This window comes from Nostoc sp., from assembly GCF_036917195.1.
Lineage (GTDB): Bacteria > Cyanobacteriota > Cyanobacteriia > Cyanobacteriales > Nostocaceae > Nostoc.
Window position 1 is genome coordinate 177,085 of sequence record NZ_JBALDG010000077.1, and the last position, 20,036, is coordinate 197,120.

The 20,036-nt window shown below is 39.6% G+C and carries 15 protein-coding genes and 1 tRNA gene; 11 read left to right on the forward strand and 5 right to left on the reverse strand.

What is annotated here, in order from left to right:
* Positions 1-108: 108 nt before the first annotated feature.
* Both V7K40_RS27235 and V7K40_RS27240 read right to left on the reverse strand, forming a co-directional pair.
* Positions 109-252 carry a hypothetical protein gene (locus V7K40_RS27235; protein WP_334965286.1) on the reverse strand — a complete coding sequence of 48 codons (144 nt, stop codon included), beginning with the start codon at positions 250-252 and terminating at the stop codon, positions 109-111.
* 1,107 nt (positions 253-1,359) lie between these two features.
* Positions 1,360-3,015 carry an iron uptake porin gene (locus tag V7K40_RS27240; RefSeq protein WP_334965288.1) on the reverse strand — a complete coding sequence of 552 codons (1,656 nt, stop codon included), beginning with the start codon at positions 3,013-3,015 and terminating at the stop codon, positions 1,360-1,362.
* Positions 3,016-3,389: 374 nt separating this feature from the next.
* Here V7K40_RS27240 and V7K40_RS27245 point away from each other — a divergent pair, with 374 nt between their 5' ends.
* Positions 3,390-5,747 carry a hypothetical protein gene (locus V7K40_RS27245; RefSeq protein ID WP_334965290.1) on the forward strand — a complete coding sequence of 786 codons (2,358 nt, stop codon included), beginning with the start codon at positions 3,390-3,392 and terminating at the stop codon, positions 5,745-5,747.
* 79 nt (positions 5,748-5,826) lie between these two features.
* Here the strand turns inward: V7K40_RS27245 and V7K40_RS27250 are convergent, their stop codons facing one another.
* Positions 5,827-6,018: a hypothetical protein gene (locus V7K40_RS27250; protein WP_298907794.1), complete on the reverse strand. Its 192-nt coding sequence runs from the start codon at positions 6,016-6,018 to the stop codon at positions 5,827-5,829.
* Positions 6,019-6,868: 850 nt separating this feature from the next.
* Between V7K40_RS27250 and thrC the strand changes: the two genes are divergently transcribed.
* The 4 genes from thrC (at position 6,869) to V7K40_RS27270 (ending at position 9,429) form a co-directional block, all read left to right on the forward strand.
* Positions 6,869-7,960 (forward strand): threonine synthase, encoded by a 1,092-nt coding sequence (gene thrC, locus V7K40_RS27255; protein ID WP_334965292.1) that lies wholly within the window; start codon positions 6,869-6,871, stop codon positions 7,958-7,960.
* 34 nt (positions 7,961-7,994) lie between these two features.
* Positions 7,995-8,162, forward strand: a complete 168-nt coding sequence (locus V7K40_RS27260) for a hypothetical protein (RefSeq protein ID WP_334965294.1) — start codon at positions 7,995-7,997, stop codon at positions 8,160-8,162.
* 29 nt (positions 8,163-8,191) lie between these two features.
* Positions 8,192-8,782: a chromophore lyase CpcT/CpeT gene (locus V7K40_RS27265; RefSeq protein ID WP_334965296.1), complete on the forward strand. Its 591-nt coding sequence runs from the start codon at positions 8,192-8,194 to the stop codon at positions 8,780-8,782.
* A 575-nt stretch (positions 8,783-9,357) separates the two neighbouring features.
* Positions 9,358-9,429, forward strand: a tRNA-Cys gene (locus V7K40_RS27270).
* Between the two features lie 632 nt (positions 9,430-10,061).
* Here the strand turns inward: V7K40_RS27270 and V7K40_RS27275 are convergent.
* Both V7K40_RS27275 and V7K40_RS27280 read right to left on the reverse strand, forming a co-directional pair.
* The gene (locus V7K40_RS27275; protein ID WP_334965298.1) at positions 10,062-10,544 is read right to left on the reverse strand and encodes an ASCH domain-containing protein; all 483 of its coding nucleotides are present in this window, start codon (positions 10,542-10,544) and stop codon (positions 10,062-10,064) included.
* A 5-nt stretch (positions 10,545-10,549) separates the two neighbouring features.
* The gene (locus tag V7K40_RS27280) at positions 10,550-12,661 is read right to left on the reverse strand and encodes a GNAT family N-acetyltransferase (RefSeq protein ID WP_334965300.1); all 2,112 of its coding nucleotides are present in this window, start codon (positions 12,659-12,661) and stop codon (positions 10,550-10,552) included.
* Between the two features lie 447 nt (positions 12,662-13,108).
* Here V7K40_RS27280 and V7K40_RS27285 point away from each other — a divergent pair, with 447 nt between their 5' ends.
* The 6 genes from V7K40_RS27285 (at position 13,109) to V7K40_RS27310 (ending at position 20,035) form a co-directional block, all read left to right on the forward strand.
* On the forward strand, positions 13,109-13,978 hold the full coding sequence (locus tag V7K40_RS27285; RefSeq protein ID WP_334965302.1) for an inositol monophosphatase family protein: 870 nt from the start codon (positions 13,109-13,111) through the stop codon (positions 13,976-13,978).
* Positions 13,979-14,022: 44 nt separating this feature from the next.
* On the forward strand, positions 14,023-15,000 hold the full coding sequence (locus V7K40_RS27290; RefSeq protein WP_334965304.1) for a 2-dehydropantoate 2-reductase: 978 nt from the start codon (positions 14,023-14,025) through the stop codon (positions 14,998-15,000).
* 553 nt (positions 15,001-15,553) lie between these two features.
* A complete protein-coding gene (locus tag V7K40_RS27295) occupies positions 15,554-17,044 on the forward strand; it encodes an ABC transporter permease subunit (RefSeq protein WP_334965306.1) in 1,491 nt (496 codons plus the stop codon).
* Positions 17,037-17,771: an amino acid ABC transporter ATP-binding protein gene (locus tag V7K40_RS27300; RefSeq protein ID WP_334965308.1), complete on the forward strand. Its 735-nt coding sequence runs from the start codon at positions 17,037-17,039 to the stop codon at positions 17,769-17,771. Before V7K40_RS27295 ends, V7K40_RS27300 begins: the two co-directional genes overlap by 8 nt.
* 252 nt (positions 17,772-18,023) lie before the next feature.
* Complete coding sequence (locus V7K40_RS27305) at positions 18,024-19,163, forward strand: hypothetical protein (protein ID WP_334965310.1); 1,140 nt, start codon at positions 18,024-18,026, stop codon at positions 19,161-19,163.
* Between the two features lie 287 nt (positions 19,164-19,450).
* The gene (locus tag V7K40_RS27310) at positions 19,451-20,035 is read left to right on the forward strand and encodes an NAD(P)H-dependent oxidoreductase (RefSeq protein WP_334965312.1); all 585 of its coding nucleotides are present in this window, start codon (positions 19,451-19,453) and stop codon (positions 20,033-20,035) included.
* Position 20,036: the final 1 nt, after the last annotated feature.

Sequence of the window (20,036 nt, forward strand, 5' to 3'; positions counted from 1 at the left end):
TTGAGAGATTGCCTCGTTCCCAGTCTCAGACTGGGAATGCTGATTAAAATAATTCGTAATTCGTAATGACGCTCAAGGTCTAAAGCTACCAGGGGGACACAATTCTCGCTAATTACTTTCGGATTCGGCTGTTGTAACTTGTTTAATATGAGCTAGTGATATTTGCCAAAGTTTATTCAAGCGAACAGCTAGTAGTTGCTCTTTAAACGTAAATTCTATCTGCAATTTATCATCAACTATACTTAGGTTCATGAGCAACTTTGTCGTCAGTAATTTTTTCTCTAGTATTACCTACAAAAGTTCTATCATAATCAGTATTTGCTGGAGCTTGGCAAGTGGCAAAATGATTCACTAGTATTATAAAAATATTTTTGAAAAACTAAAATATTATTCAATATAGAGAAACCGTAAGTATATCCAATTTATGGTGCGATGTCTACGATGGGCTACGCCTACACAGGCTTTTTTGATGTTCCAAAGTGGCACACCTTATGCAATATTAATTAACGACAATATAAAACTAAATTTTTTTGCTGCAATTGATATCTAAACCTTTTGAGTAACGATTAATTTGTGCTGATAGTAAAATTTATAGCTGATAAAAATATTAAATTACAGATAAATTAATATTCGCGTCTTATTGGTAAGTATTTGGCAATTTGGCAGATTGTGATTAGAGTCTTTTGATATATTGCAGAAATTACCAAGATGTTTTTACTTATTATACAGAGGACGGGCTAACCCCCGTCTTTTTTGCTGCTGATTATTTGGCATTTTGTCATTATATTACAACTAAATTATCATATAATTAATTTTCTATTTTAGGTATTTCGGGATACTGAGATAATATGATATCAGGTTTCAGGATATTTGCACACATCCTATAGGAAGATGCCTTATGAATATAATAATGAGTAAATTAATTTGGGATGTTGTTATGTACCAATACGGTTGGGTTAAAACTTGATCCTCCCTAACCCTCCTTAAAAAAGAGGAAATTAGAACAAGTCTTTTTGAGGGGAGCCACTCGCTCAGAGGGGTCTCCCAAGTAGAGGAGCCAGTTGCGTGGGCGGGTTTCACACGCCACGACTTGAGCGGACTGGCATTAAGCGATGTCGGTTGGGGGGATCTACCGGGGCAAAATATCACTAACCCAAGCGTATTGTGTTATGCATTGGATTTATATAGAGGTTTGGCGGTGAGCCAAACTTTTTTTATATCTTTTGAAAATCAGGCATGGGGGATTGGAAAAGAGATTTTCATTGTTTGTTGCGCTCAATTGGGTATAAGCGCCTGTCAACATAATTAATAATTATTGAGTCAATACTTAAGTTTTATAATATTTATGTGCAAGCAGAATTAAAAACTAAAAGTACTCCGCAGAATGCCGATAGTAACTGAGCCACTATCTGGTGTGTGACCAGGCTCCAAGATATGAATTATTCCTGGTGTAATGCTGATATTTTCTGTTAGCTGGAAACGATAAAATGCCTCAATTTGGGTGGTTGTCCCTGGTTGTCCACCTGCACGTCCTAAACCAGTATTGACAAAATCAGGGACATTATTCCCTACAGGTAAGTCGCTACTGGTGATTTTAGGAGGTTGACCGACATAAACTCCGCCTAAATTTCCTTTAGCAAATAAATCAGGGAAATTTAGAAACACCATATAATTCGTCGTTTCTACATTTCCCGATCGCCCAGGAATGTAAGATTTAGTATAACCACCCCATGCACCTGCGCTAATGTGGGAGGAAATCTGCCAAGTTACAGTCGCACCCACAGCGTTAGTTTGTAGGGGTGCTGATTTTCCGGTAGCGGTATTGACTGTAGTTAAGCATTCATCGCCAACAAAGGTTAGTAAACAACCATCCGAAGAGTAATTATTAACATAATACAAACTTAAATCTAGAGTATCGGTTGGTGTCAGCAGCAATTGCACACCTGTTGTCGTGTTGCCATCAAATAAACCGCTAGCTTTACCGGGATTTCCTGGTTGATAACTAGTATAAATTGCCTGCAAACTAGCGCGTTTAGCAAATTGCCAATCAATAGCTATACCGCCGTGACCGTATCCTATATTTAAAATTGGGTTTCTTTGGGCAAAATAAGACAACGGCCCTGTTGCAGCACTTTCTACTCGATTGGGGCCTCGGAAAGCAGCTGGCATACTTACACCTTCTGTTCCCACCATTACTGCCAATTTATCTGTCACCAGCCAATGAAAATTGAGGTCACTTACAATCAAGCTATCTGTAGGAAATTCGTAGCCAAGTAAAACATCATTCCGAGAAACACTATTAGTAAATCTCGGACTAGAAGTACCTCTACCAGCTAAAAGACCCGTAAACAAGTAACTACGGGGAGTGATTTGACTAGTTAAATATAGTTGCGCCAGGGATATAACATTAATATTTGTCCCTGTATCATTTGTATCTTTTTGTCCATCTCTAGGATTAACATCACCACGATTGTTAGTCCGTCCTTGAATGCCAACTATCAGTAATCCACTGAGTTTAGTTGTTGTTGAGAATTGGTTGGCTTCGATTTCGGCGGTTCTGGCTTCTAAAGTATCGACACGACCCCGCAAAGTTGCTAATTCAGGGGCAAATTCTGACTGCAATTTTTGTAATATTGCTAAATCTTCGCGGGTGACTAAATCGCTGGCGGCTGTAGTGATTAATTCGTTGACTCTATCTAAACAAGCATTCACACCCGCAGCAAATTCATACCGACTTAAAACACGATTACCGCGATAGCTGCTATCTGGATAGCCAGCTATACAACCATAGCGTTCTACCAAAGACTGTAATGCTTGGAATGCCCAATCGTTGGGTTGTACGTCCTTGAGTTGAGAAACCGATGTAACTTGCGCCATCGAATCTTCTGGGGAGAGGAGAGGAGAATTTAAATCTATACTCTCCTGCGCCTGAGTAGTTTCTGTGTCTGTATACTCTTGTGCTAACGCTTTTTGTGCAACTCCATTTACTCCCGCAATTAGTAACCATGCAAGCATCCAAGTTTTGCGATGACTGCGGTTAATAAGTCTACATTTCAACTTTTTACACTCTGCTCACATACTTAAGTGAAGAGTGTATTCGCGATCATCTAGCGTTCACATGGGGAGATTTACGGATTTTGGACAAAATTAGACTTAATCCTTCTGGGCAACTTCTTAAAGGACGAGTATAACAGGGTATTAAGTACTGGGGACTTTTAAGAGGCAGAGGGGGGCAGGGGAGAGAGGGGATAGCGGGAGAAATAACTAATACCCAATACAACTCTTGGAGAGGCTGCGCCCTAAGCGTAGCTATGCCGCAGGCTTTACGGCTTCGCTCACTACAAGTGCCCAATGCCCAAAAATATCCACTGGATTGATTGAAAACTAATATGGCAAACCGCTCACGCAAGCTGACGCCAAAAGCCTCTAAACTAAATAAACCTCATGCAGGTGCGATGAAACGCATCGCCAAAAAACCCCAGAAAAAGCTCAAACGGGGAAGTTGGTTGTCGTCAATGCTAGCGATCGCAATTCTGTTGAGTAGTGCTAGTCTAATTATGGCTTTTGCCTGGATTAGCGTTCTCTTCATCTTCAATCCAGACCAGGTAAGCTGGCTAAATAAAATTTTACCCGCATGGGCACAAATCCCCCTTAGTAAGCACGAACACCCTCAAACTCTCAAACAAATTCAACTCAATTTGAGTAAAGAAAACAAAATATTTGGGGAAACTCTGCCTTTACATCAGGATGCGAAAAACTCATTTTTACTGGCAGTCTTTCAACAGCGTGCTAATTGTCAATCTGATTGTAAACAACTTGTGGAACTCAGGGTTTACGAGCGCTCAGAAGAGTTAGAGTTTAAATCTCAGTCAGAAAATTACTACTATTTAGCAACTCAATTACCTGTAACTGGGCCAGAAGAATCCTTTGTGATTTCTCCCTTACTTGATGGGACATCAGAACACCAAGATATCAGCATTCCCCTACCTTTAACTAAAGTGCAGCGCTTTGACGGTGGGACACCATTATCAGGGGTTTGGTTTAATTTGCGGGGTCAACGCCAACAAGGGACTGATACGTTCGCCTACGGTGACATCGTATACTACAATCCAGAACGCACGAATTTACTACAAATGTTGTCTTGGACTAGTCCTAACGGACAATTCCCCAAATGGCAGCAGGTAACTGGTGATGGTACAAAAGAGTTAGTTGTCGATCAAACTATAAGTTTAGAACCGTACTTACAGGTCTACCAAGTCAAGCCTCTGAAGTTATTTCTTAAACCAATTCAATTGGAGGCAATTACTCTCCAATCACCAGCCCTCAAGGATTCTGCATACCAAAATGCCTTGTCAATTGCCCGTAGTGGACTATGGACACCAGCCTTTGAATGGTTGAAATTCATCAAAAAACAACGCAAAGGAGTTTTGCCAGAAGTGGCGCAAGCGCAAATGGATTTGATTCGCTTGCATTCCCAACTTACTAAAACCCAAGCTGATAAAAATTGGGCAAGTCCTAGTCAAGAAGTGCTAGCAGATTTGATTGATGGTCGTTGGGGGAAAGCTTTACAGGTGTTTGAAGCGTCGCCACATAATGCCCAAGAAATTGCTACCTTACTCAAAGCTGATAAAAAACGGTTGTGGAATCGCACAGCGGTGGCGTTGCGGGTAAACCCGAATAGACTAGAGGTGCAAGCTTGGTTCGCTTTGATTTTAGCAGTTCAGCAGGGAGAGGAACATGCTAATTCCTGGTTAAAGGCGCAACCAAAAATTACAAAAGATAATTTTGCTTATATTCAAGGTCTGTTAGCAAGACTAAATAATGAGGGTACATCGCAAATATCCTCTACTCACCCTAGTCAAATTGTCGGTACAGTGCAACCAATTACTCAAGTTACCAGCACTGAATGGCTGCAACCAAATTCCCCAACGAACCTGAAACTCACAGATAACCAAGTTTGGTATCAGGTGGAGGTGAGTGCTTTTCATGATGGGAAACGCTGGCTAAATTCCCCCTTTGAGAATTTGAACCCACCCAAAACTGACGCCGCCAAATTTTTCTGGAAAACTTTGGGAATCACTTCTGACCCTGAAATCCAGATTGTGGTCTGGTTGCCAAATGGAGAACAACAAATTACTATAGCCGCTATCAAAGCGGTGCAACTACAGGGTAAAGTTTTGCGCCTATTAGCTGCTGGTCCAAAAACTCCAGAGAATCAAAACGGTGTTCTTCAACCCAAACCTTTAGCCTTAACAAATGCAGCACTGGAATGGGTGCAACCATCTCCAATAACTTTACAAGAACTGCATCAACAAAATCCCCAAGGGGTCAAGGTAATGTTGTCAAGTCTGTGGCAATCTTTACAAAAATCTGGTGAAGTTCCGGCTGGTGCTATTCCTAGCTTTGAACAGATGCAGGAAAAGTTGGGTGATTGGCCCGTTCAAGTGATTGATTTAACAAATAACGCTCAACCAGAAATAATACTGACTATCTCAGCAGCGGCAATCGCATCCTTGAATCAGCCTACATCTGGAATTCAGGGGGAAAACATAGAACAACACCGTGACCGGACTATAATTTTGTCTGATCGCAATGAAGTCATTTACACTGATTTTACAGGAAATTACTTCCAAAGGCTCTCTGCGATCGCCAAGCTTTCAAGGGTGCAATCCTTAGCTTTATTAATAGAAAATGCTCATAACTACAGTTTGAGACGCTGGTCAGAGAAAAATCAGCGCTTTGAATAGCACACCTTTTACTCAAATTTACCCTTTCTCAAATTTAAATTAGAGAGGGGAAAAGCGATCGCTTTTCTACTAGACTGATTTATTCTTTTTGGTTATTGTCGGCTAGACGTTGGTGCTTCAGGTTTTCCAACTGCTGCAACAGGGAGTCTACCTCTGCTTGTAAATGCATAAACTTAGCTTGCTGATCGTCTTGATAATAAGACTTGGTTAACTTACTGACCCAGTTAGTCTGAGACTCGCGATCGGAAACACTAGATAAACAAGTAGACATCGCTAATTAAATCCACAACTTAACTCACACCATTAGAAATATTATAATAATCCTCTTTTAAGCTTTATTACAATATTGTATATTTTCAATCAATTACTCTAATGGATTTTAGGTTCAATCATAAGAGACGGTGATCATAATGGCTGTGTTCCAAAGAAAACATTGCCCCAAGTATGCAAAGCTTCCGTCTACTCGACGTTACTTAGCAATACTTAATTCATAACCTGTCAATTCAATTATGGTTGTATGAATTATTATCGCCGTTTTCTAGTAGTTTACGTAAGAAATTACATGTAGACTATATCAAGAATTAGACCAAATTATGAAAAGATGTAAGGTGCAGCACTTGCCATACCACTTCTTTTAAAGGTTGCTTGGCGCAGCATCCCCGTAGAGAAGCTAAAAAGAAGGCTACTGCAAAGGAAAGGTAGCTTGTTATGTATTTTCCCCGACAATTGGAGCGAATAGCATGGGAAAATACACATAGACATGTTCGCGGAGCATCTCGCACAAAGCTGGCTTTTTGCAAGGTAGGAATAAGAATTTCAGAGACTTCTAACGTAAGTCTCATACATTTGCCGATCATTTTTCACCCCGTCAGCATCCACAGGCTAATTCGTTAAACCGAAGGTCGCCGTGGCGGTCTATGATAAACTGACATTCAAAATAAAATAAAAATGGCAAGTCAAATGCCTGCACCACAAAAAATAATATTTTTACATGTTCTTTTGGAATTAGGGGACTCTTAACTGGCAACGAAAAATTCACTTTCTTCCTCTTCCCCATTCTGCCGTTCCCTATGCCATTCTCTCTAAATATCCAATCCTTACATTAAGAAATATTAAATCCTGTGACTTTGAGCCTGTCTGTTGCTAAATCTCATCGCCAACCCTGGCCCGGACTGATAGAAGCCTATCGCGAATACTTGCCTGTCAGCGAAAAAACACCGATTGTGACTCTGTTGGAGGGAAACACACCCCTAATACCAGTGCCAGCGATCGCAGAACGTATTGGCAAACAAGTGCGGGTTTTTGTAAAATATGACGGTCTCAATCCTACTGGCAGCTTTAAAGACCGGGGGATGACTATGGCAATTTCCAAAGCCAAAGAAGCAGGGGCAAAAGCAGTAATTTGTGCCAGCACGGGCAATACCTCAGCCGCCGCCGCCGCTTACGCAAGGCGTGGGGGCATGAATACCTTCGTACTAATTCCCGACGGTTATGTGGCGTTGGGCAAGTTAGCCCAAGCATTAGTGTACGGTGCAGAAGTATTGGCAATTAAAGGTAATTTTGACCAAGCCCTAGAAATTGTCCGCGAGATGGCCGAAAGCTATCCGGTCACTTTGGTAAATTCGGTCAATCCCTACCGTCTAGAAGGGCAGAAAACAGCAGCCTTTGAAATTGTCGATGTGCTAGGTGATGCGCCAGACTGGCTGTGTATCCCCGTGGGCAATGCAGGGAATATAGCAGCATATTGGATGGGATTTTGTCAATATCATCAAGGTGGGAAGTGCGATCGCCTACCCCGGATGATGGGATTCCAAGCCGCAGGTGCAGCCCCCTTAGTACACGGTCAGCCAGTGGCAGATCCTGAAACCATAGCCACAGCAATTCGCATTGGCAACCCTGCTAGTTGGGAGTTAGCTGTTGCAGCGCAAACCGCAAGTCAGGGAAATTTTCACGCCGTTACCGATGCAGAAATTCTCGACGCTTATCGACTTTTGGCAGGATCAGAAGGTATCTTCTGCGAACCTGCTAGCGCCGCTTCTGTAGCTGGGTTGTTGCAGGTGAAAGACCAAATTCCTACAGGGGCGACAGTGGTTTGTGTCCTCACAGGCAATGGTCTAAAAGACCCAGATACAGCTATTAAACACAATCACAGTCAATTTAAACAGGGTATTGCAGCAAAACTGGGCGCAGTAGCGGAGGCAATGGGATTTTAACCACTCTGGAATCTAAGAGTGATCGTAATTCTAATTGAAAAATTGCGTAGGTATTCGCACAGCGTCTCTAAGAGTTGCCCACCGTACCCTTCCCTACGGTACACTAGGGGCGAACGGGATCTTGCTAGGCATAGCAGACGCACCAGAAGGGATTGCAGCCAGGATTTTTCAGTCTGGTAAGTGTCAAAATAATCTTAGATAATTTTTAAGCAACTACTTAATCATCTTGTAATGACTCATTCTACTGATATCGTCACCTTAGCCCGCTTGATGGCAGCTGACTTTAGCAATCAAGAACAAGCTTTTGAAAATCCGCCTTTTTATGCCCACATTCGCGTGTGTATCCGTCCTCTTCCCTTGGAATTGTTCTCAGGGATAAGTTTGTTTCTCGAACAAGCTTACGATTTTATGCTCAATCAACCCTACCGGATGCGGGTAATGAAGTTGATTCCGGCAGAAAACCACATTGTTATTGAACACTACACGGTTAAAGAAGAACAAAAATTTTATGGCGCATCTCGTGACCCCGAACGTTTAAAAGTTTTATCCCTTGACCAATTGGAAAAAATGTCAGGTTGCAACATGGTTGTAGAGTGGACAGGTCATAGCTTCAAAGGCAGGGTTGAACCTGGTAAAGGCTGCATTGTAGTTCGTGACGGGAAAAATACTTATCTGGATAATGAATTTGAGATTGACGCTAAAGAATTCTTTAGCCTCGACCGGGGAAGGGATTTAGACACTGATGAACGTCTGTGGGGTTCTATCGCCGGGCCATTTCACTTTGTTCGCTGGGGTAATTTTGCCGATGAAGTGAAGGTGTAACAAGTGACCTTGAGGAGTGAATTAAAACTTATAACTCATTTGTTGTTGGTATAAGGTAGGAGGAAAGAGGATTTTAGCCTAGTCAATATACACATAGTTTGGTTTTATTTGCTGATAGCTATTTGTGTATATTATGTATCGGCTATGACATATTAATGCTATTAAGGGAAGCTCAGGAAGAACCCGGAAACAACCCAGGATGTTACAAATAACCTTGGTGATTTGTTTTTATGGATCAGGACTTACGCACGGGTCATGGAAGAAGGAACCACAGAGACACAGAGTACACGGAGGAATAAGAGTTTGAGAGGTTTTTTGCGTAAGTCTTATGGATAAATAAATATACATCATCAGAAATCCAGGCAGACTCCAGAGCTTCCATTAATCTGCTAAGGGTTGTTTGTGCTATGGTCAACCTCCTTAGCGATCGCCTAAAGACTACCAGAAACATCCAGTTAACCCACTATCTCTACCTCAGAATCCTATGCTATTATGAGTTAACTAGCGCCCTATGGCTACTGAATGGCTACTAAGATAGCTTAGGAACATTAAAGTAGTTTAGGGAATCCTGCTGTGGCGGCATAGCCAAGTGGTAAGGCAGAGGTCTGCAAAACCTCCATCCCCCGGTTCAAATCCGGGTGCCGCCTTTAAATAAATACAAGCATTACAGGGCTTCTAAGTCCTTTTTTAATGGGAGTTGTCGAGCATGTTTCCAGAGCCTTTCGAGATTTTTGCGGTAATTTTGGGTAGTTTGGGGAAACAACTAGGGTAAAACTGGGGTAACACATGTAAGGCAAAGGTTTTTACCCCATTACACATTTCTGGGGTAAAACTGGGGTAAACATGTAAGGCAAAGGTTTTTACCCCAGTTAATTAACCTTATGAAATCTCAAAAATCTTAAAGTATTGCCCGTCGGGGTTCAGTTCAGATAAGCACTCTTCCACCTCCCTTATGGTCTGGAAAAAGGTAAGGCTTGAATTTAAACCTTTTCCTTTTCCCCTTTAACCAAACTGTATTGAGACTAGTAGTTCAGGCATTTACTGGGAGTTTAGAAGGGTTAAAAGCAAAAAAATGAGTGTTGATTACAACCTCACAATTTTCTAAATAAGCAAGAGAATATGTAATTTTTCTTCAAAAAAATAACTTTAATAGACGGTGAGCAACTTGCTTAGTGGATGATTCAATATGATGTATAAGTCGCTGAGATAAATAGATATATTGTTAAAAAGGAAGATTATGACTATTTTAATGAATACTCATTAATTTAATTATGTGAAATTAATAAACTAAATTTAAAGTAGTCTGGTATGTCCTAGAAAATTTATTGATATCAAATTGAGTTATGCTTTCGACAATATCAACTTCTCTTGGTTTTAAATATCTGTAGCTTTGTGGAGGTCTAAAATTATTCCATTCTTGCCTTAAAATTTCTAGGTTAACTGGTCGAGGAAAATTATAAGTTTTCTCAAAAAAAATACCGCAACCTACTGATAAACCTCTATAATATAAGCAAAATTCACTGTAAGATATAGCAGCTTTTTCACTAACTTCATCCCACAAATCTTCAAGAGGTTTTTGAACTACTTTGTGAACTTCAAAAGCGCCTATAAGAGCTTTTTTAGGCGATGAAGCATATACAATTACTAAATCACCTTCTTGAATTCGAGGACGAATTCTACGCAGTTCAACTTCTTTTAGACCTTCAAATATTTTTTCAGCATACTTAGGTCGTACTGAAAGTAGTAGTACTCTGCTAGACATCAGTCTTAAATCCTCTCATCATACATTCCTTTATTATATATCTTATAAAAGTCTTTTCCAGTTATTTTGTATGGTGACTGAAACGTGAAATTGTTTTCTAAAATTTTTTGAACTTCCTCCAAATAAACAGGTGTTTTAAATATTTCTGTCTCACTAAATTTGATAGCCATTATCTTGTTTTCAAGCTGATTATCGGCAGTATTTAATACATCTTTAAAAGTATACACACCTAACCTTCTAAATTGCTTAAAAAGAGATTTTGGTGTATCTATAATTACTTCATCAAGACATGAACAAGCTCTTATAGATTTAACCTGATAATAACTAGCTTGCCCACCCTGACTTACATACCATAAAATTCGCCCTGGAGCTTTCAAACCTCCTGAATTTTTGACTTTGCGGTAATAGACAATCTCACGTTTAAGAGCCAGTTCTTTTTTGGCACCAAAAATATTTTGTTGAGCTAATTCTTCATCGAACAAATTTTCCGCCCAGCCAGGGCGGATAGGAACGATAAAATTAGGAATTTCAGCATCGATAATTTTCGCTGGATAAAGACTGCGCTCAATCTTTGCAATTAAATCAATATTTTTAACTGTGCCCTCTTCAGCAAGTAAATTAGAAATTTTCTGGCAAAAACTATAATCTTGTTTAAATTCATTTGTCAAACTTGTGAGATAAGCAGATAAATCAGATGCAGTTTTAATAGTTGCTAGATTTACTTTTACCCATCCATCCTCAACAGAAAAGAAGTTATCTTGAGTAATTGCTTTAATTGCAAAATCTTCTAGATGTGGTTCAGTAATTCTAGTAAATAGACGGTTTTCTTGTGCAGATGTTTTGATGGATAAAAGAATTAAATGACGCAGAATAGTAGGAGAAAGTACATGATTTCTTTTTATACGAAGCATAGGAATCTTCAATTCATGTGTCTCATGCCGATCATATGTTATTAAAGCTAATGGCTCTTGTTGTTCATTCCAAATGACAATTAACTCAAAGCGATTAGGGTCTATAATCAAATTCCGTAATTTTATTTGAAATTCAGTTTTTTCTTCACCTGTGGAGTTGGATAGAAAATTTTCTGTAAGTAAATTTTGCTGTCCTGATTGGACTAATTGTTTTTTAATCAATGTTCCTGCTAAACGAACAGGTTGATACTCAGATTCTCTCCGCAGTTCATCAAGTCTGATAATAAAATCACTAGGTCTAAGAATAGATAATTTAAATTCTTCATAAATCGATTCTTCTTTATCTAATATTCCTCTATCACGGGTTATAAAAAATGGAGCATTTGAAGCGATCGCCCTAGCTAAATGTCTTAAGTCAGATGCATCTCTCTCTGTCATCTGCTCAGGGAAATATTTTGTTAATGCTTGAGACACTCTTTCAAACTGTTCTTGTTTACACGTCAATCTTAGAAAATTTAATGCTAACTTCCTAAGCCTTTCTCGACGCGATATATTATCATAACGCTCTATTTCATTATATATCTCATCAGTCAAGCACAGTTCTACTTCGGACTGTAACCAATCAGCTAATAAAGATTTTGAATCTTCTATTTGTCTATTGATATTATCTGCATCTAAATCATAAAAAATGTTAGCATCTATGACAGCACAAAACTTAGAACCTATTTCTTGCTGTGTAAGTAGAGTTAATAAACTGGGATGTCCATGTTCTAATTGCCAAACAGTGAGTAGTTTTCCATCTTTACTCTTTCCAGTTTTATTCTGTCGTGCAACAAAGCCAAACGAAGCCCACATATTATTAAGGTTATAATCACGACGACATGATAGCTCTATTAAATGTAAGTCTCTCGTTATACGAACCAAGTGATTGATAAGCTGTTTAGCTATGTCTTGACCTCTCCACTGTTTATCGACACAAAGATGAACTACAACAGCTTTTTGGAAGACAACTCGATACATCAAGTATGCGATACATTTACCCTGGGCTGATAGGGCTACAAATATATGACCCTGAGCTGCATGATCAACAAATCCTCCTTTTGGCATGAAACCCAGTGTTTTTGCATTTTCGCGTCCTAATGCCATTACTGTTTCTAAATGCAGAGAGTTTTGGTTAATCGCCTCAATTTTGATTTCTGGGTTCATGGGTGCTTAATTTTATTTTTAAGTAGTATTTATATTCAGTGTAACCATACATAAGTCACTTGGTATAAGTCTATTAATTTAAATCTGTTGTCTGAGTCTGTAGACTAGGCTGTTGACTTTGAGTATTTTGAGTCAATTTCCAAGAAAATTATTTATGCTACTTTTATTTGTCGGAAAGCGTTTGGAACAGCCGCTTTCCTATAAAAATAGGCAACACATTTTTTGCATGAAGTCTTATGGGATATAGGGTTCAGAGTAAACACTCTAAATGAGGTGCGTACCCTCTGATAAAAATGGCGATGTCCCTATAGGCTCTTTGAGACACACAGATTAGAATAATATAGCAACGGTGGTATCATTGCATCCAAATGATACCGTAATTTTGTCTAGATATAGAATTCTATCGCCCTGCCAACGGTAGATTATTTCTGAAAGGAGTTTGCTGCAATGTCTACAACACCAACTACGCGACTAATTTTGGAGACTTTACTTCCCCATCTCAAAGTAGCAGCAGCTTATGCCAATTTTCTTCAACCAAAAATTGCTGCACTTCCGGCTAAAGAACAAGGCAAAAACTTTTTTGCTGCTGCCCTTACTGATGCAGATGTGGCTATTCAAAATCTAATAGAAGTAGTATTACTGGCCACTTTCCCAGAGATTCGCTTTTTTGGGGAAGAGTATGAAAGTTCTAACAACACCAAGTATTTTCGTGCTACCGAACTAGGTTCAGAAGGTGATTACTTAGTCACACTCGACCCGATTGATGGCACGAAGTTTTACATGGATGGACATTCTAATTACCAAATTATTCTCAGTATTATAAATTCAGATGACTTTGAAGCAGTACTTGCTATTTCCCCTGCCCAAAATGTTTATTTTTACGCTTTTAGAGGCGAAGGTGCTTTTAAAGGGACGCTGGAGATGAACTTAGAAGCCTGTGCCCCATTACACATAACATCTGCCAAACCTTCTATTTTGTTGGGATGGGGAATGAATTCTGTCGCACCTTTACTAAAAAATCAATATAAAGTAATTGATATAGCGACTGATTACTCTAGTGATATTCAAATTCCCAATCTCAACGGTATTCTCAGTGGCGACTTGAGTGGAGCAGTGATCAAATCGGGCAAATTTATTGATAGTGCTGCACTCGCTTTTATTGCGAAAGAGGCTGGCTGGATTGTAACTACTCTGGACGGTTCGACTTTACCGCCACTGCACACTTGTAAAAACTATAGCCTGCCTGGATTGATAGTAGCTGCCTCAAAATCTGTTCATCAAGACCTGCTGTCGGCGATGCAAAGCCTAGCTGTTTGAGGGTAAATAAGTAGTTAATTATTTGCTAACTATCCCTAAAAAAAATGAAAATCTGTATTGTTGGCGCGGGTGCAATTGGTGGATATTTAGGGGCAAAACTGGCACTGGCAGGTGAAGCAGTAACGCTGATTGCGCGTGGTTATCATTTGGAGGCAATTCAAAAAAATGGGCTGAAGTTACTCATGGCAGACGGTTCCAGCCAAATTGCCACTCCGATGGCAACTAGTGATATTCAGTCAGCGGGGCGACAAGATGTAGTAATTTTAACTGTTAAGGCTCCCAGTGTAACTGCGATCGCACCTTCTCTCCCTACACTCTACGATTCTCAGACGATGGTGGTAACAGCCCAAAATGGCGTTCCTTGGTGGTACTTTCGCAAGTATGGCGGTGAGTATGAAGGTACACGCATTCAATCTGTTGATCCAGATGGGATTATTGAGGCTAGTATCGGTGCTGACCGCGCTATCGGTTGTGTTGTTTACCCGGCAACTGAGATAATTGAACCAGGTGTGATTAAGCATATTGAAGGCGATCGCTTTACTCTGGGTGAAATCGACGGCACTAAAACAGAACGCATCCAATTATTGGCGCAGACTTTAAAACAGGCAGGATTCAAAGCACCAATCCGCAATCAAATTCGCACAGAAATTTGGGTCAAGTTGTGGGGAAATGTCGCGTTTAATCCCATCAGTGCTTTAACTAGTGCTACTCTAGAGGATATTTGTCGCTATCCCCTCACCCGTGAACTAGCGCGGCAAATGATGACCGAAACCCAAGCGATCGCCCAAAAGTTGGGTATAAAGTTTGGCATCACTTTGGAACAACGAATTAATGGGGCAGAAAATGTTGGTGCCCACAAAACCTCAATGCTACAAGATATTGAAGCCGGACGCCCCACAGAGATAGACGCTATTGTTGGCGCGGTGGCAGAATTGGGAAAACTCACTCAAATTCCCACACCTTATATTGATGCTATTTATGCCAGCGTCAAGCTGCTGGAGGCGACCAAAGTGAGAATTTGACAGTCCTGAAGTTTTATATGGGATTAAGCAGAGATGTTACCTGATAAAAATGGATATTAGAATTTTTCCCTGCTACATATCATATGATGTCCGTTTGTATCGAAATTATTCCTCTTTCCTCTCCCTCTGCGCCCTCAGCGTCTCTGCGGTTTTTCAATCATTCAGATACTACCGAATTTAATATAATATGATGTCCTGTAAATTACTTGTGATTCCTGCCTAACCTCTCCCCTAAATCCTCCCCTATTAGGGCTACCGTGGTGTACACAAGTCTTTTAGAGTTGCTGCCTAACGTAGGGTGCGTTAATTTTTACAGGTCGATGCATTGGCATTGTCAGTCGATGCATTGGCATTGCAGAGCAAGATGTGGGGCAGCTTTAAAAGATTTGTGTGTACACTGTAGCCTACTAGGGGAAGCCTGTAGCTTTAGCTATAGGCGGGGTGAGGTTATTTTTTTATGGAAAATTCAGAAAAGATGATATCACAGGTATTATCTGCTCGATTGATATAACAGTTTAAGGTGCGGAATGGAATTTATATAATTATCAAGTCTATGAAGAAAAAGAAAGTATGGCTATTAAGGATACTAGTTGTAACAGTAGTAGGAATCAGCATTATCACAGGGCATAGTAATTCTCTAAAAGCTGTCTCATCTTTAGGTAAAGACACGCTGACGATAATTACTTCCCCAGATTATCCTCCTTATGAGTTTTATGATACTAAAGGAGGCGATCGCCAAATCGTTGGCTTTGATATAGATATAGCCAAAACCCTTGCTGAAAAACTAGGGTTTAAACTTCAAATAATGGAATCCGATTTTAATGGATTAATTCCTGCACTCCAAGCAAATCGCGCTGACTTTGTAATGGCTGGGATGACTCCGACTCCAGAACGTCAGAAAAATGTTGATTTTTCAATTATTTATTACGAAGCCAAAGATACGATTGTCGCTCCTAAAGGTAGCAACCTGAAGCAGCCTCAAAACTTATCAGGAAAAAAGGTTGGGGTACAACTAGGAACGATACAAGAACAAAATGCCCAGAAAATTGCTAAAAAAGTCGCGGGTATTCAGCTAAAGCAACTCAACAAAGTGCCGGAAGTAGTTCAGGAAATCAAATCTGGGCGAATTGATGCAGCAATTGTTGAGGATACCGTCGCTAAGGGATTCGCCCAAGCTAACCCAGATTTAGAATTTAATACAATTCCCTCAGAAGAGGCAAGTGGATCAGCGATCGCTTTTCCTAAAGGTTCTTCTTTTGTAGAACCGTTTAACAAAGTCCTTCAAAAAATGAAGGACGATGGCACATTGAATAAACTTGTAGCCAAGTGGTTTTCACAGAATACTACCGCCAATCCTGCATCCTCAACTCCTGCCAAAGGCGGATTGAATCTCGACTTTACCAGAATTCTTCCAGACATTCCCTTTATTCTTCGGGGAATCCCTTTAACTTTGTTGTTTACGCTATTATCTGTATCTTTGGGGTTAATCTGGGGAACAATCCTGTCTCTCTTAAAAATTATCGGTATCAAGCCGCTTACCTGGGTTGCTAACGCCTACACCTCTGTTTTTCGAGGCACACCTTTGTTATTACAGTTGGCGTTGGTTTACTACGCAACACCCCAGCTTACAGGCTATGACATCTCAGCATTGCAGGCAGGGGTGTTAACTTTTACCCTGAATTCTGGTGCTTATATGTCGGAAACCATCAGAGGTGGGATTCAGGCGGTGGATAAAGGGCAAAGTGAAGCGGCGATGTCTATGGGTGTTCCCTATTGGTTGATGATGTGGGATGTGATTTTGCCCCAAGCATTAAAGAACATTCTCCCCGCATTGGTGAATGAAACTATCGGATTGCTCAAAGATTCTGCACTGGTGTCAACGATTGGAGTGGTGGAAATATTACGCAGCGCCCAAATCGTTGGTGCAAACAAGTATATTTATTTTGAACCGCTACTATTTGCCGGATTAATCTACTATGTTTTGGTAATGGGTATGACCTTGAGTGCATCCGCTTTAGAAAGGAGGTTACGGGAAAGTGAATAATGTAGTAATTCGGACGGAATTCTTGTCTAAATCTTTTGGCAAACTCGACGTACTCAAAGATATTTCCACTGAATTTTATCAGGGGGAAGTGGTTGCTATACTAGGCCCTTCTGGTTCAGGGAAATCTACCTTTTTACGATGCATAAACTTACTAGAACAACCCACCAGAGGAAGAATCTACTTTCACGAGCAAGAAATTACTAATCCCAAGGCAAACATCGCTAAGGTGCGCCAGCAGTTGGTGATGGTATTTCAACATTTTAATTTGTTTCCTCACATGAATGTGCTGCAAAATGTCACCTACGCACCGATAAAGGTGAAAGGAATAAACAAGCAAAAAGCAGAAGAACATGGCTTAGAATTGCTTGCGAAGGTAGGTTTAGAGCCAAAAGCTGATGTGTACCCATCTAAACTATCCGGGGGACAGAAACAGCGAGTAGCGATCGCCCGTGCATTAGCAATGGAACCAGAGATGATTTTGTTTGATGAACCCACCTCTGCCCTAGATCCAGAAATGGTCAAAGATGTGCTGGAAGTGATCAAAGCTTTAGCACTATCTGGAATGACAATGGCGATCGTTACCCATGAAATGGGCTTTGCCAGAGTTGTTGCCAATCGGATTATGTTCCTCGACCAGGGAAGTTTAGCAGAAGATACTACTCCTAACGAATTTTTCCAAAATCCTCAGTGCGATCGCGCCAAGCAGTTCTTAGAAAAAATGCTTTAGAACAATTGAAATTCGCCGCATTTCTTGTATTCCTGAAACTTTTCCAAAACAAAGCGGTCATTTGACATTCTGCCTGTTGTGAATTAAATTCAAAGCAAAGAACAAAAAACTATAAGTAAGTTATAAAAACTTCAAGCTATGAAAGGTAAGATATTACTACTTATTGTGTTTCTGTCCGTATTGGTACTCAGTTACCTAATATGTACCTTTTTTGGATATACAACCCTATGGAGATTGTGGCATATTCCTGTCATGATGCCAAACTTTGCTGATACTCGTGCAATCACAAGTGGTTCAGAGGCTAGTGTTCTAGGATATGATCCTTTATTTAATAATGTGCGAGATCCTTGGCATCGTCCTATGAATCTCTCAAGATTATGGAATGTTCTTTTTTATTTTAAATTGAACCAGAGCCATACTAATCTTCTAGGAACAATTTTTATAAGTTCATTTTTTTTGAGTCCTTTTATTTTTCTTAAAAAGCTTGATAAACTGACAGCTTGCATACTTTCATGTGCTTTTATTTCTCCAGCTATAATGCTGGGTGTAGAAAGAGGAACACCTGACTTATTCTTATTCTTTATTCTGGCAATTGCTATAAGAGTAGGATATTTTTCAGTAATAGCTGCATTATGTTTGATTATATTTGCTAGTTTTCTTAAGCTCTTTCCCATTTTTGGCATTGGTTTAATTTTAAAGGAAAAAATATCTCGGTTTTGGGTTCTTTTAGCCATGAGTTGTATGAGCTTTTTAGCTTATCTTATTTTTACATTATCAGATGTCAAACAAATGATTAATGTGACTCCGAAAGGAACTGATATGTCTTATGGATATGATGTTTTTGTATTAGCTTTAGAAAATCATTTTCAAAAATCAAATTATCTAGATTTTTTAAAATTTATACTCCCTATATTTTTCCAGTCATTATTATTTTTAATATTTGTAATAAATTTATTATTAGTATTTAAAAATTCTAATTTAGACGAAAGTAAAAGAGAAAAAAATAAGGATATAGACTCTTTTAGAGTAGGGGCTGGTATTTATATAGGTACTTTTCTGTTTGGTCACAACTGGGATTATAGACTCATGTTTTTAATTTTTACAATTCCCCAAGTTGTTACATGGATAAAACAGAAAAACAGTCGTTACTTTTTAGCTGCATCATTCACTTTACCGACAATAATTCTATCTTTATGGTACTTAATTGTTTCTCGAATAATAAATTACTATTTAACCTTTAATTTAGGTTTTGTCATAGACGAGTTTTTCAATTGGGTAGTTTTCTGTGGTTTAGTTTATTTATTTTTAGCTTCTTTACCTGATTGGTTATACAAGAAAATGTACAAATTAGTTTCAGTAGTCCGTCAAAGATGGCAAATATTAGTTGGTTGAGCAAAATTTCGTAAAGAATAGAGACGTAACAAGTTTGAACACAAATACTTACAGGTAGTATAAGAATTATATCTGATTTCTAAGCAGTATTTCAGAGAAAACGCTGATAAAACTGGTTACTTTAGACTCAGTTTATTTTCAAAAATAAAATTGGAGTTTTATGGTTTTAACCCATATTCCGCAGGTACAATGTTTATAAAGAAAATCTAAAGGTAACAAATAGCGATCGCCTGAAAACAGGATAATGCAGCTGAATTGGCCAATTTATTCCCATTCAACCTAGAACTATGGCATCTACACCCAAAATCCTCGCCTTTGCTGGCAGCACCCGGATTGATTCTTACAACAAAAAATTGGTAAAAATCGCGGCGGCTGGCGCGAAGGCAGCAGGCGCAGAAGTGACTTATATAGACCTTTGCGATTTGCCACTACCTCTTTTTGATGAAAATTTGGAAGCTCAAGAAGGACTACCTGCCAACGCCCGCACTTTTAAGGAGTTGATGATTTCTCATCAAGGATTGCTGATTGCTTCGCCTGAATATAACAGTTCCCTTACAGCAGTTTTGAAGAATGCTATTGACTGGGCATCCCGTCCATATCCAAATGAAGCACCTTTGGCTTTGACTGCTTTTGCAGGTAAAGTTGCTAGTATTATGAGCGCTTCCCCAGGCGCTCTTGGTGGTTTGCGGGGGTTGGTTCACTTACGGTCTATATTGGGAAACATGAAAGTTTTGGTACTTCCTGATCAGGTAGCCGTACCCAAAGCTTATGAAGCTTTTAATGCTGATGGCACGTTAAAAGATCCTAAACAGCAGCAATCTATTGAAAAGCTAGGCGATGGCTTAACAAAGATATTGCTGAAGCTTAATTAAA